This window comes from Paraburkholderia sp. BL27I4N3 (assembly GCF_003386115.1).
Taxonomy (GTDB): domain Bacteria; phylum Pseudomonadota; class Gammaproteobacteria; order Burkholderiales; family Burkholderiaceae; genus Paraburkholderia.
In genome coordinates this window covers 2,986,431-2,999,272 of record NZ_QREJ01000001.1, presented here as the reverse complement: position 1 = coordinate 2,999,272, position 12,842 = coordinate 2,986,431, and the positions used below count along the sequence as shown (strand labels likewise).

At 63.2% G+C, this 12,842-nt stretch carries 11 protein-coding genes and 1 pseudogene; 7 read left to right on the top strand and 5 right to left on the bottom strand.

All coding sequences use genetic code 11. From position 1 onward, the window contains the following. Positions 1-82: 82 nt before the first annotated feature. On the top strand, positions 83-1,345 hold the full coding sequence (locus tag B0G71_RS13660) for an MFS transporter (RefSeq protein ID WP_116142402.1): 1,263 nt from the start codon (positions 83-85) through the stop codon (positions 1,343-1,345). An 18-nt stretch (positions 1,346-1,363) separates the two neighbouring features. Here the strand turns inward: B0G71_RS13660 and B0G71_RS13655 are convergent, their stop codons facing one another. Beyond that, positions 1,364-2,275 (bottom strand): DMT family transporter, encoded by a 912-nt coding sequence (locus B0G71_RS13655; protein ID WP_116142401.1) that lies wholly within the window; start codon positions 2,273-2,275, stop codon positions 1,364-1,366. 125 nt (positions 2,276-2,400) lie between these two features. Between B0G71_RS13655 and B0G71_RS13650 the strand changes: the two genes are divergently transcribed. Both B0G71_RS13650 and B0G71_RS13645 read left to right on the top strand, forming a co-directional pair. Continuing rightward, entirely contained in the window at positions 2,401-3,330 is a 930-nt protein-coding gene (locus B0G71_RS13650) for a LysR family transcriptional regulator (protein WP_116142400.1), read from the top strand. Between the two features lie 93 nt (positions 3,331-3,423). Next, positions 3,424-4,515 (top strand): annotated as a pseudogene (locus tag B0G71_RS13645) (asparaginase). 271 nt (positions 4,516-4,786) lie between these two features. Here B0G71_RS13645 and B0G71_RS13635 read toward each other — a convergent pair. Further along, positions 4,787-5,764 carry a chemotaxis protein gene (locus tag B0G71_RS13635; RefSeq protein ID WP_116142399.1) on the bottom strand — a complete coding sequence of 326 codons (978 nt, stop codon included), beginning with the start codon at positions 5,762-5,764 and terminating at the stop codon, positions 4,787-4,789. Positions 5,765-6,174: 410 nt separating this feature from the next. Here B0G71_RS13635 and B0G71_RS13630 point away from each other — a divergent pair, with 410 nt between their 5' ends. From B0G71_RS13630 to B0G71_RS13620, 3 genes are all read left to right on the top strand, one after another. Further along, positions 6,175-6,744, top strand: a complete 570-nt coding sequence (locus B0G71_RS13630) for a DUF4142 domain-containing protein (RefSeq protein WP_106285008.1) — start codon at positions 6,175-6,177, stop codon at positions 6,742-6,744. 167 nt (positions 6,745-6,911) lie between these two features. Beyond that, positions 6,912-8,636, top strand: a complete 1,725-nt coding sequence (locus B0G71_RS13625) for a tetratricopeptide repeat protein (RefSeq protein ID WP_116148587.1) — start codon at positions 6,912-6,914, stop codon at positions 8,634-8,636. 109 nt (positions 8,637-8,745) lie between these two features. Then, positions 8,746-9,771, top strand: coding sequence for an aldo/keto reductase (locus B0G71_RS13620; RefSeq protein ID WP_116142398.1), 1,026 nt, complete (start codon positions 8,746-8,748; stop codon positions 9,769-9,771). Here B0G71_RS13620 and B0G71_RS13615 read toward each other — a convergent pair. Both B0G71_RS13615 and B0G71_RS13610 read right to left on the bottom strand, forming a co-directional pair. Next, positions 9,732-10,013: a hypothetical protein gene (locus B0G71_RS13615; RefSeq protein WP_116142397.1), complete on the bottom strand. Its 282-nt coding sequence runs from the start codon at positions 10,011-10,013 to the stop codon at positions 9,732-9,734. The genes B0G71_RS13620 and B0G71_RS13615 overlap by 40 nt on opposite strands. Positions 10,014-10,030: 17 nt before the next feature. After that, positions 10,031-10,768, bottom strand: coding sequence for an SDR family oxidoreductase (locus B0G71_RS13610; protein ID WP_404935468.1), 738 nt, complete (start codon positions 10,766-10,768; stop codon positions 10,031-10,033). Positions 10,769-10,936: 168 nt separating this feature from the next. Between B0G71_RS13610 and B0G71_RS13605 the strand changes: the two genes are divergently transcribed. Then, positions 10,937-11,848 (top strand): LysR family transcriptional regulator, encoded by a 912-nt coding sequence (locus B0G71_RS13605; protein ID WP_116142396.1) that lies wholly within the window; start codon positions 10,937-10,939, stop codon positions 11,846-11,848. On the opposite strand, the gene B0G71_RS13600 is transcribed toward B0G71_RS13605, so the two are convergent. Beyond that, positions 11,761-12,828, bottom strand: a complete 1,068-nt coding sequence (locus B0G71_RS13600; RefSeq protein WP_258875590.1) for a glutathione S-transferase family protein — start codon at positions 12,826-12,828, stop codon at positions 11,761-11,763. The genes B0G71_RS13605 and B0G71_RS13600 overlap by 88 nt on opposite strands. Positions 12,829-12,842: the final 14 nt, after the last annotated feature.

The following is a 12,842-nucleotide window of genomic DNA, read 5'->3' as shown; positions in this document are numbered from 1 at the left end:
GCGCGAGGCCGTAAACCAAAACAAATCATCTTGCTCTAAACTGGCGGCCGTCCAAGCCCGCCCAGTCAACAGCACGAACACCATGCCTCCAGCGCCCGCCGAACCGCCCGGCTCTTCATCCGTTAGTTTGCCGAAACACCCCGCCTTTCAACGTTTCTGGTGCACTCGCATCCTCTCGTCGCTGTCGTTCCAGATGCTTGCGGTGGCAATGGGTTGGCACATTTACGCGCTCACGCATAGCGCCTTCGCACTCGGCCTCGTCGGCCTCGCGCAATTTCTGCCGATGTTCGTGCTGACGCTCGTCGTCGGCCAGGTCGCCGACCGTTACGACCGCCGCCGTATCGCGGCCATCTGCCAAAGCCTCGAAAGCGTCGCTGCGTTTTTATTCGCTGTCGGCACCTTCGGCGGCTGGATCAGCGCACCCATGATTTATGTGCTGGCCGCATGCGTCGGCGCGGCGCGCGCCTTCGAATCGCCCGCGGTCGCTTCGCTATTGCCGGGCGTCGTGCCGCGCGGGCAGTTGCCCAAAGCGACGGCATGGGCCACTTCGGCGAATCAGACTGCGCAGATCGCGGGCCCGGCGTTGGGTGGTCTGCTCTACGGCATCGGCCCCGGCGCGGCCTATCTCGCCTGTACGCTGTCATTCGCGGCTGCGGCCGCAGCCGTGTCGGGCATCTCGCTACAGGCGAAGCCGGCAAACCGCGCACCCGTCACGCTCGAATCGGTGTTCTCGGGCATTGCCTTCATTCGTCGCGAACCGGTGATTCTCGGCGCGTTGTCGCTCGATCTGTTCGCCGTGCTGTTCGGCGGTGCGACCGCGCTGTTGCCGATCTTCGCGCGCGATATCCTGCACACGGGGCCGCTCGGACTCGGCCTGCTGCGTTCGGGCACCGCCATCGGCGCACTCGCGGGCACTATCTGGCTCGCGCATTTCCCGCTGCGCAACCGGCCGGGCGCGGCGATGTTCGGCGGCGTGATCGCGTTCGGCGCGGCCACGGTCGTATTCGGTCTATCGCATCAATTTCTCGCGTCGCTCGTCGCGCTGATGGTGCTCGGCGCCTCCGACACCATCAGCGTGGTCGTGCGTCTTTCGCTCGTGCAACTGCGCACACCGGAAGAAATGCTGGGACGCGTCAGTGCGGTCAACTCGCTTTTCATCGGGACGTCGAATCAATTGGGCGAATTTGAATCCGGCGTGACGGCGGGGTGGTGGGGCGCGCAACCGGCCGTGCTGGTGGGCGGCGTGGCGACCATCGCGGTCGCCTTGCTCTGGATGCGCTTCTTCCCGGAACTCAGACGCACGCGCTCGCTGGAGCGCGAAGAGGATCTGGCGCCGAGCCGTTGACCGACGCAACACCCTGCTTCAGGCCTGCGCGGCGCTCACGCGCAGCGCGGTCCATCGCACCGTCGCCAGAATCGATGCCGCGACGATCAATGCCCCGCCGACCCACGCGGTCACCGAAATTCGCTCGCCCAACCAGATGCAGGCAAACAATGCCCCGAACGCCGGTTCGCTGCCCATCAGCAGCGAGACGCGCGTCGGGCTGCTGCGCTTGATCGCGAAGTTCTGCGCGAAGAACGCGAACAGCGTGCACGCGATCACCAGATAGCCGACATAGCCCCAGAACGCCGCATGATCCGCAACCGAGGGCACGGGTTGCCACTGCTGCGGCGCGAACAGCCAGGCGGCCGCGGCGCTGCCGAATGCCACCACGCCAGACTGAACCGCTGTCACCGACAGCGCCGGCAGCGCCGTATCGCGCATCACGCGTTTGGTCACACACACCGTCAACGCGCGCAACAGCGCCGCAAGCAGAATCAGCGCGTCGCCGGGATTGAGGCTCAGTTCACCGTCGCCGGCGAGCAGCCACGCGCCCAGCAGCGAAAGCGCCACCGCCAGCCATTCGATGCGGCTCGGCTTGCGCTTGAGCAGCAACCATTCGACGAGCGGCGTCAACACCACGCACAAGCTGATCAGAAACGCGGCGTTGGCCGCACGCGTCATCAGGATGCCGAAGGTTTCGCACAGAAAGATGCCGAGCAGCAGCGCGCCGGCGACCAGCACGCCGCGCAGTGTGCGGGCGTCGGCCGCGCGCAGGTGGCGCAGGGCAGGCGACAGGATCACGAAAGTGATACCGAAGCGCAGCGCGAGCAAACCGAGCACCGGATAAAACACCAGTGCGCTTTTGACGACGCCGTAACTGGTGCCCCACACGACGGCGACGGCGAGCAGCATCAGATCGGACAACATGAGCAGGCGTTCTTGTTTCGACATGGACGACCTCGAGCTAATAAGATCGTATTGTCGAACTTTGCGCCACGCGTGATAATCGGGTCTCGGCGCATAGCATTTGTGTCGAAAACGCATCAATGCATGACCACACTCACGGACCCGGAACGATGACCCCAAGCGAGCTTTTCGCCTTGCTGCCGGACATGGCGGTTTTTGCACGCGTCGTCGACGCCGGCAACTTCTCGGTGGCGGCGCGGCAACTCGGCAGCACGCCGTCCACGGTCAGCCGTCAGATCAAGCGGCTCGAAGACGCGCTGGCAAGCCGGTTGCTGGAGCGTTCCACGCGCACGGTGCGGGTGACGGAATCGGGCGCTCAGGTGGTGCGATTCTGTCGCGACATGGTGAGCGCCGCGTCGGGCGCGGTCGACGCCGCCGGGCAATTGGCGGGCAGGCCGCAAGGCAAGGTGAGCGTGAGCGCGCCGACCCAGTTCGCGAGGTCGGTGATCCACCCGCTGATTGCCGGCTTCTTGCGCGCTTTTGACGAAGTGGATCTGCAACTCCTGTTCACCGATCACGACGTCGACCCGCTCGCCGACGATGTCGATCTGGTGATCCGCCTGACCGAGCATCCGCCGCAGGGACTCGCGGGGCGCCGGTTGGGCGCGGTGCGCTGGCTGCTGGTGGCGACGCCGGCGTATTTGCGTGAGCGAGGCACACCGGCGCAGCCACGCGATCTGCAGAAGCACGCCTGCATTTACCTGGGCGAGACCGCCGACGACAACCGCTGGCGCTTTCGTCGCGGCACGGAGACACAAAGCGTCGACGTGAAGGGTCGCTACATTGCCAATCATGCCGGCGCGCGACTCGAAGCCGCGCTGCAGGACTTCGGCATAGCGTGTGTACCGGAATTTGCAGCCGTCGAATCGCTGCAGAGCGGCGAACTCGTGCAGGTGCTGCCCGACTGGAATCTCGAAGCGCGCGCCTACGTGGGCTCGGTGTGGCTGCTGTATCCACCAAATCGTTTTCTGCCGCCGAAGGTGAGGGCATTGATCGACTACCTCGTCGAGCATCTTCACGACACGCTCGATACCGCATGAGAACCACCGCGCGCGCGACGAAAGTGGAATCGCCCGCGTAATTCATGATTCAATGCAGTCCCAGTGATTCGATCGATGACGAGGAGAACCAGCATGAGCACGCGCGATACCGGGCCGATTGCGGCCACTGTCTACCGTGGCGCTTCGATTGAGAACACGCATGTGGCGCACGTCGCGGTGGTCGATGCGAGCGGCCGCGTATTGGCGTCATTCGGCGATCCGTCACGCGTGACGCTGGCGCGTTCCGCGGCGAAGCCTGCGCAAGCGTTGGCGGTGTTGGAGACCGGCGCACTGGAGCGTTTCGGTTTCGACGAAGCCGACCTTGCGCTGATGTGCGGCTCGCATAGTAGCGAAGCGCGCCATATCGAACGGACACGACAGATGCTGGCCAAGGCGCAGGCGAGCGAAGCCGATTTGCGCTGCGGCGGCCATCCGCCGTTATCCGACGCCGTCTACATTGACTGGATCAAACGCGACTTCAAACCGGGCGGCGTATGCAGCAACTGCTCCGGCAAACACGCGGGCATGCTGGCCGGCGCGCAATCGATCGGCGCATCGATGGAGGGGTACGAACGACCCGATCACCCGATGCAGGTGCGAGTCAAACATACGGTCGCAGACGTCTGCGATTTACCCGACGAAGCGGTGCAATGGGCGACAGACGGCTGCAATCTACCGACACCGGCTTTTCCGCTCGATCGCCTTGCACGCCTGTTTGCGAAACTGGCCGCCGCACAAGACGACGTATAGTCGAACGTACAGTCCGTCACAGCGCGCACGACGGCGCTCGCCCGAATCTATCGCGCGATGACAACGCATCCTGAGTGGGTAGCGGGCGAGGGGCGTTTCTGCACGCAACTGATGCGGGCTTTCGACGGCGCGCTGGTCGGCAAGGTTGGCGCGGACGGAAGCTACGCGATAGGCGTCCGTGCATCGGAGCAGACAAAGAAGGCGGGGGCGCAAGGCGCGCTGGGCCTCGCGATAAAAATCGAGGACGGCAACGTCGGCATACTGTACGCGATAGCCGCGGAAGTACTCGCGTTACTAGACATTGGAACGCGGAAGCAACGAGCGAAACTCGCGGCGTTCCACGCCCCAAAGATGTTGAACACAATGGGCATCCAAACGAGCCGAATAACATACTCGATCGCACTCACCCGCGCACCGAACGCCGCCGCGCGCTGAACGACCGCATCGGCGCGCGCAGCGCCGCCGGAAGAATGACGCCCTTGTCACCGAGGCGGAATGTGCGAGAGCACAGATTCCAGATGCACCACTACCGCGGCTGCGCGGGGGACCCGCTTATGGGCTGGCGGTGTAAAGCCGCTTTCTTTGCCTACTTTCTTTGCGGCAGGCAAAGAAAGTAGGTGCCGCCCCGCACAGGGGCAACGCCAATAGACCAAAAAGAACTCAAGGAAAGGCCAAAAAACTTAGGAAAACAGACAAAAAAGCTCACTCAAGCCGCAACCCCACACCCCACAACCCCAACCGCATTCCGAATAGCATCCGCCAACTCCGCCGCAGCAAACTTCGCCACATACCCGTTAGCCCCAGCATTCTTCACATGCGCCTCATTCGCAGCACCAGTAAGAGAAGAATGAATAATGACTGGAATATCCCTCATCCGCTCATCAGCCTTGATCTGCCGCGTGAGCATAAACCCATCCATCTCAGGCATCTCAAGATCTGTCAAAACAAGCGCAATGCTATCCTTGACACGAGTCCCATTAGCCTGCGCCTCACGCGCGACCTGCTGCAAGGTATCCCAAGCCTCTTCCCCGGTCTTGGTCATCACATAATCCGCGCCAATAGCACTCAAAGCCTGCTCAATAAGCTTCCGGGCAAACCCGGAATCATCCGCAGCAAGAATCTTCGCTCCCTGCGGAATCCCCAACGCATCTCCAACTGAAGTCGGATCCACACTAGGATGCTGTGACGGAAACACATCCCGCAAAACCTGCTCGACATCGATCACTTGCGCCAAGCGTGAATCCCCGGTATTCCCATCGATCCGCGCAATGCTGGTAACCAGGTTGCCCCCAGCCGCACCTTCGGCGGACAACACCTGATTCCACTCCAGCCGCACGATATCGTCGACCTCTTCAACCGCAAACGCCTGGGTCGATCGCGCAAACTCCGTCACCAGCAAAATATTCAGCCCGCGCGTGGGCTCACACCCCATCAGTCGCGGCAAGTCGATTACGGGAATGATCTGGCCGCGAATATCCACCGCGCCCATCACGAACGGCGACGAACCGGCGATCGGCGTAACCGTCGGCATCGTCGAGATTTCCCGCACCTTGAAGACGTTGATGCCATAAAGCTCGTGCGCGTCGCTACCGGGCACCGAGCCCAGGCGGTACAGCAACAACTCGAACTTGTTGGAACTCGTCAGATTGCTGCGTTCATCGTTCGCGCGGTTTTCTACTGCCATCGAATCTCTCCAGGATTGCGGTGCGTGTGATGCGCCATCCAACCGTGTCGTTCGATGCTGGCGCGCGCCCTACCTTTCTGTTATCGGCGCGGCGCACGGAAAGTTCAGCGATTCCGCACGGTTTTCCTCACATCCTCTGGTTAACACGCAACCGATATCGAGGACGAGGCGACACGAACACATTGGCCGCAATACAGGCCTGTCAAGGCATTGATATGAAGGTTACCTGCCGTTACAGAAGCGACAGCGTCGTATCACATGCCGCACGGCGCGCCTCATAGAATTCACAGCGATTAAAGCGTGGTGCCGTCAGCGGCCCGCAAGCCGACTGCAAGGAAAGCACGTAGTCGGCCCGACGCCTGAGGCGCACACGCATCGCCGTCGTTTCGCTTCCACCCCAAGGAGAACGTATGATCCGCTTGCCTCTCGCCACTATCACCAGCGCCTGCATGGCTGGACTGCTCGTCGTCGCCGGCGCGGCCAACGCTCAAACAACGCCGGCGGCACCGGCAGCGGCCGCGGCAGACGCCGGCCGTCTGCATGCCGCCGACCAGACGTTCATCGCGGACGGCACCAAGGCCATCGCGACGCAACGCGACGCCGCGCGCATCGCGACCTCGCGCTCTACCGACCGCGACGTCAAGGCCTTCGCGGAGCGCGTCTCCACTGACAACGCGAAAATCTCCGACGCACTGCGCGCGGCAAGCCCACGCGGCGTCGACGTGCCGAAGAACGATCCCGACGCAGCCGTGCTCGCGAGCATCAACAATCTGCGTGGCGCCGATTTCGACAAGGCGTATATCGAACAGGTCGCGCTCGCCGGCGAACAGAAAGCGCTGTCGGCATTCCAGGCGGAAATCGCGTCGGGCCGCGACGAGCAGTTGAAGGATGCGGCGAAGAAGGCATTGCCGACGATCCAGGAACACTACGCCATGGCGCAGGATCTCGCCAAGCGTAAGCACCTGCCGACCGCGCAGTAAGCGGTTGAACGCGCGTCACGTTGCGGCGTGACGCGCGGCCGTCCGGATGCGTGGTTTTCGGCGATAATCGGCTTCGCTCTTTCGAGTCCGCTGCGCGCCTGGTCTTGCGGCGCCCGCAACCCGAAAGCTCTCACGATTTTCTCGCGCATTCGATCGAAGCTCTCCGCATGAGCAAGCCCGCCAATCTGCCGCAACAGCTGGACCATATGCTTCGGCAAGCCGTCGCGCTTCAGCAGAACGGCGCATTCGCCGAGGCCGAAGAACTCTATCGCGAGATTCTCGAACTCAAGCCCCGTCATTTCGACGCGCTGCAATTGCTCGGCGCGTTGGCGCTGCAAGCGGGCCGCTTGCAAGAGGGTGTCGAGTTGCTCAGAAAAGCGCTTGCCATCAATGCGAAACAGGCGCCGCTTCATTCGAATCTCGCCTATGCGTTGAACGCCTTGCAGCGGTTCGATGAAGCTCTCGCGAGCGCCGATCGCGCACTGGCTTTACAGCCGCAATTCCCCGACGCCCTGAATAACCGCGGCAACGCGCAAGCCGGTCTGAATCGCCCGCTCGATGCGCTCGGCAGTTTCGATCGCGCGATTGCACTGACGCCGGATTTCGCGCAGGCCTGGAACAATCGCGCGTGCGTGCTGCGCGATCTGGGCCGTCCCGCCGATGCGCTCGCAAGCTGCGATCACGCGCTGGCGCTGCAACCGAACTATCCCGACGCGTGGAGCAATCGCGGCAATGCGTTCAGCGACCTGAATCAGCCGGAGGAAGCGGAACGCTGCTACCGTCGCGCACTCGAGTTGTCGCCGGCATTCGCCGATGCCTGGAACAACCTCGGCCTCACGCAGATCGATCTCAACCAGCACGCGCTCGCGCTCGTGAGTTACGAACGCGCACTGGCCGTGAATCCTGATGCTGCGGAAACGCATTGGAACGAAGCACTGTGCCTGCTGCAAATGGGACAGTTCGAAGCCGGCTGGCAGAAATATGAATGGCGCTGGGAGCGCAGCCGCATCAAGGCGAGCCGGCGCAGTTTTGCGCAGCCGCTGTGGCTGGGCGATTTTTCGATCGACGGCAAGACGATTCTGTTGCACGCGGAGCAGGGTCTCGGCGACACGCTGCAGTTCTGCCGCTATGCCGCGCAAGTGTCGAAACTCGGCGCGAAGGTCGTGCTCGAAGTGCCGCGCGAGTTGATGCGTCTCATGGCCACGCTCGACGGTGTGGACCAGTTGATCGAAGCCGGCCAAACGCTGCCGTCGTTCGATTGTCACTGCCCGCTGCTGAGTCTGCCGCTCGCATTCAGAACCGGCCTCGACAGCATTCCATCGGCAACGCCCTATCTTTTCGCTGACGCCGAAGCGGCTCGCCAATGGCGCGACCGCCTTCACGCAAAAGCAGACGCGCGCCTCAAAGTCGGACTTGTGTGGGCCGGCGGAAACCGTCCGCATGTCGCGGAACTGCGCAAGAACGATGCGCGCCGTTCGATCGCTTTCGCGCAACTCACGCCGCTTCTCGACGTGCCGAACGTGCAGTTCTTCAGCCTGCAAAAAGGACCGGCGGCGCGGCAACTCGACAGCGCCGCGCGGGGCGAACATGTGATCGACTACACAGAAGAACTCGACGACTTCGCGGACACCGCGGCATTGGTGGCGAACCTCGGCCTGGTGATTTCCGTGGACACGTCCACCGCGCATCTGGCTGGCGCACTCGACAAACCGGTCTGGATTCTGAACCGTTTCGACACCTGCTGGCGGTGGATGCTGGAGCGCACGGATACGCCCTGGTATCCGCGTGCCCGGTTGTTCAGACAACCGGCGCTCGGCGATTGGGGCAGCGTGACGCAAGCCGCGCGTGACGCGCTGAACGCATGGGCAGCGGGTACGGCGCATTCACGATAAGGACCCCGTTCGCACCCGCCACGATCCCTGCTCGCTGGCCGACGCAATTGCTCTGACGCGCGTAGACTGAACGTCCGCTTATCGACGGCTAAGCCATGGGGAGTCATCAATGGAATACAGACATCTGGGTGCGTCCGGTTTCAAGGTGCCGGTACTGAGTTTCGGCACGGGCACGTTCGGCGGCAAGGGCGAGTTCTTCCAGGCGTGGGGCGCGACCGACGTCGCCGAAGCGCGGCGTCTGCTCGACATCTGCTTCGATGCTGGCGTCACCATGTTCGACACCGCGGACATCTATTCGACCGGCGCTTCCGAGTCGGTGCTCGGCGAGGCGCTCAAAGGTAAGCGCGACAAGGCGATCATCTCGACCAAGGCGACCTTCCGTTTCGACGACGGCCCGAACAGCGTCGGCTCGTCGCGTTTCCATCTGATCCGGGCCGTGGACTCGGCGCTCAAGCGCCTGCAGACAGATTACATCGATCTGTTCCAGTTGCACGGCTTCGACGCCAGAACGCCGATCGCCGAAGTCATGTCCACATTCGACGATCTGGTGCGCGCGGGCAAGATCCGCTACACCGGCGTGTCGAATTTTTCCGGCTGGCATCTGATGAAATCGCAGGACGTGGCGGACCGCTACGGCTATCCGCGCTATGTCGCGAATCAGACCTACTACTCGCTGGTCGGCCGCGATTACGAGTGGGAGTTGATGCCGCTCGGCATCGATCAGGGCGTGGGCGCGGTGGTGTGGAGTCCGCTCGGTTGGGGGCGTCTCACCGGCAAGATCAAGCGCGGCCAGCCGCTGCCCGATTCGAGCCGCCTGCATAAAACTGCCGGCATGGGGCCGCCGGTGCCGGACGAATATCTGTTCCGCGTGCTCGATGCAATCGATGAGATCGCGGCGGAAACCGGCAAGACCGTGCCGCAGATCGCGCTGAACTGGCTGCTGCAGCGGCCGACAGTGTCGACGGTGCTGATCGGCGCGCGCAACGAGGAACAGTTGCGGCAGAACCTCGGCGCGGTGGGTTGGAATCTGACGCCCGAGCAGGTGGCGAAGCTCGACGAGGCGAGCGCCGTGCGTCCCGCGTATCCATACTGGCATCAGGAAGGATTCGTGGAGCGCAATCCGAAGGCGGTGTAAGCGGGCCTTCGCCCGAAGGCACGCTGATTGAACATGCCGAGTTCGAGCGGATGCAACGGGACGCCCTGCGCTTTCGCGAACTCGCGCATCGTCGCGTAGCCGATGTGTCCGGCTTCGGCGAGAGACTGTGCGCTGAGTTTGCCGATACCCGTAGCGGCGCCCGTCGCGAAGATGATCTGCGTCTGCGTTTTTCTTCTCCGATCGACGAGAGTGGGGCGGCTCGTCGGAGCCCGCCCAGACAAAAAACGTATCGAGCGCGTCAGGCAATGCCGCCGTTGGCGCGCAGAATCTGGCCGTTGACCCAGCCCGCGTCCGGACCTGCGAGGAACGCCACCACCGACGCGATGTCGTCCGGCTGGCCGAGGCGTTGCAGCGGCGGCATCTTCGCGAAAGTCTGAATCTGTTCTTCGGTCTTGCCGTCGAGAAACAGTGACGTCGCGATCGGACCCGGCGCCACGGCATTGACGGTGATGCCGCGGCCGCGCAGCTCCTTGGCGAACACATGCGTGAACGCCTCGACCGCTGCTTTCGTCGCGTTGTAGATCGCATAGCCCGGCATGTTGAGCGCCAGCGTGGTGCTCGAAAAATTGACGATGCGGCCGCCGTCGTTCAGGCGCGCCGCAGCTTCGCGCAAGGTGTTGAAGGTGCCGCGCACGTTGATGTCGAAGGTCTGGTCGAAGAGGGCGTCGCTGGTGTCGGCGAGCGGCACGGTCTTGAGCACGCCGGCGTTGTTGATCAGCACGTCCACCTTGCCGAGCTGCTGTTCAGTGAGTTCGAACAGGCGGCGCACGTCGTCCGCGTTCGATACGTCGGCTTTCACCGCGATGGCTTTGGTGCTGGCCGCCGTGAGTTCGGCGACGAGCCGATCGGCTTCGGCCGAGCTGGATGCGTAATTGACCGCAACGGCGAAACCGTCCTTGGCCAGACGTTGAGCAACCGCTGCGCCGATGCCGCGCGACGCGCCGGTGACGATTGCGACCCGAGCGTTGTTGAGCATGTTCACGATTCGCTTCCTTGAGTCCGATGAGTGGGTGAGATAAATCATGGACGTTTTCGACACCTAGATAATCGGGGTAGACTTGGTATTACCATTCCATTTGCTTTAACAATAGCCCGTGCCGACCTCCCTACCGGCGCCACACACAGGCAACAACAGGCACCGACCATGGATCGTTTCGAGGAAATGCGGGTTTTCATCCGGATCGCCGAGCGGCAAAGCTTCACGCGCGCCTCGGACGATCTGCAGATCCCGCGCGCCACCGTCACCAACCTGATGAAGCGCATGGAGCAGCGGCTCGGCGCGCGGCTGCTTGAACGCACCACGCGCACCGTGCGTCTCACGCACGACGGCGAGGCGTATTACCGCCGCTGTGTGCGTCTGATCGCCGACATGGAGGAGGCCGAGGGCTCGTTTTCGAACCTCGCGCCGAAGGGTCTGTTGCGGGTGAATTTGCAGGGCACGCTGGCGCGGCATTTCGTGGTGCCCGCGCTGCCGGCGTTTCTCGCGCGCTTTCCGGGCATCGAACTGAGCATCGGCGAAGACGACCGGCTCGTCGATCTGGTGCGGGAAGGCGTGGACTGCGTGTTGCGCGCGGGCAATCTGCAGGATTCGTCGATGGTGGGGCGCCGCGTCGCGCAACTGGCGCAAGTGACGGTCGCGAGTCCGGCGTATCTCGCCGCGTTTGGCGAGCCGGCCGAGCCGTCGGCGCTGTCCACGCATCGGGCGGTCAACTACGTGTCGAGTGCGACCGGCAAGGCCGTGCCGCTCGAATTCAGCGTGGCGGGCCGCGAGGTGGCGATGGTCCTGCCGTCGGCGGTATCGGTGAGCGGCACCGAGCTCTACACCGGCTCGGCGCTCGCCGGGCTCGGCATCGTGCAGGTGCCGCAATACCGGGTGGCGGCCGAACTGGCGGCGGGGCGGCTGAAAATCATCCTTGCGGACTTTCCGCCGCCGCCCATGCCGGTGTCCGTGCTGTATCCGCAGAACCGTCAGTTGTCGTCGCGGGTGAGGGTATTCGCGCAGTGGCTGCGCGATATTTTCGAAGCGGCTGCGGCGACGTCGGACGGCGCGCTGTGAACGCGCTCGCTTAGGCGGCCGTGCGGCGCGGAGAAATCCTGAACCGGGCCGAGCGGCACGATGCCGGTCGGGTTGATGCCGCGATGGCTCTCGTAGTAATGCTGTTTGATATGCGCGAAATCGACGGTCTTCGCAATGCCGGGCAACTGGTAGATGTCGCGCGTATAGGCGGACAGATTCGGGTAATCGGCGATGCGGCGCAGATTGCACTTGAAGTGGCCGACATACACGGCGTCGAAGCGGATCAGTGTTGTGAACAGCCGGATATCGGCTTCGGTGAGTTGCGCGCCGGTCAGATAGCGCTGTGTCGCGAGTTGCGCTTCGAGCCAGTCGAGCGTTTCGAACAGCGGTGTAACGGCTTCTTCGTAGGCTTGCTGCGTGGTGGAAAAGCCGGCCTTGTAGACGCCATTGTTCAGCGTGTCGTAAACGCGCGCATTGATCGCGTCGATTTGCGGACGCAACGGCGCCGGATAAAAATCGCCGGGTTTCGCGCCGATGCCGTCGAACGCCGAATTCAGCATGCGAATGATTTCCGACGATTCGTTGCTGACGATCGTGGCCCGCTGCTTGTCCCACAGGATCGGCACCGTGACGCGGCCGCTGTAGTGAGGATCGGCGGCGGTATAGACCTGGTGGAGCAGCTTTGCGTGATTGACGCTGTCGGGCACGACGCCGGGGCCGTCCGCGAAGGTCCAGCCGTTCTCCAACATCAGCCAGTGCACGACCGAGACATCGATCATTGCTTCGAGGCCCTTGAGCGCCCGCATGATCAAGGTGCGATGCGCCCACGGGCAGGCGAGGCTCACGTACAGGTGGTAGCGTCCCGCTTGCGCTTCGAAGCCGCCGCTGCCGCTCGGACCCGGCGAGCCGTCGGCGGTGACCCAGTTGCGGAACGCCGCGTCCTTGCGCACGAAACGGCCTCCGGTCGAGTGGGTGTCGTACCAGCGGTCCTGCCATTTCCCGTCCACTAAAAGTCCCATGTCGCTGCTCCTTG

Excerpts from the sequence above, each read along its gene's own strand:
- B0G71_RS13650 (WP_116142400.1), top strand. The coding sequence starts at position 2,401 with ATGACCCCAAGCGAGCTTTTCGCCTTGCTGCCGGACATGGCGGTTTTT.
- B0G71_RS13625 (WP_116148587.1), top strand. The coding sequence starts at position 6,912 with ATGAGCAAGCCCGCCAATCTGCCGCAACAGCTGGACCATATGCTTCGG.
- B0G71_RS13635 (WP_116142399.1), bottom strand. The coding sequence starts at position 5,764 with ATGGCAGTAGAAAACCGCGCGAACGATGAACGCAGCAATCTGACGAGT.
- B0G71_RS13600 (WP_258875590.1), bottom strand. The coding sequence starts at position 12,828 with ATGGGACTTTTAGTGGACGGGAAATGGCAGGACCGCTGGTACGACACC.
- B0G71_RS13620 (WP_116142398.1), top strand. The coding sequence starts at position 8,746 with ATGGAATACAGACATCTGGGTGCGTCCGGTTTCAAGGTGCCGGTACTG.
- B0G71_RS13655 (WP_116142401.1), bottom strand. The coding sequence starts at position 2,275 with ATGTCGAAACAAGAACGCCTGCTCATGTTGTCCGATCTGATGCTGCTC.
- B0G71_RS13630 (WP_106285008.1), top strand. The coding sequence starts at position 6,175 with ATGATCCGCTTGCCTCTCGCCACTATCACCAGCGCCTGCATGGCTGGA.
- B0G71_RS13660 (WP_116142402.1), top strand. The coding sequence starts at position 83 with ATGCCTCCAGCGCCCGCCGAACCGCCCGGCTCTTCATCCGTTAGTTTG.
- B0G71_RS13610 (WP_404935468.1), bottom strand. The coding sequence starts at position 10,768 with ATGCTCAACAACGCTCGGGTCGCAATCGTCACCGGCGCGTCGCGCGGC.
- B0G71_RS13605 (WP_116142396.1), top strand. The coding sequence starts at position 10,937 with ATGGATCGTTTCGAGGAAATGCGGGTTTTCATCCGGATCGCCGAGCGG.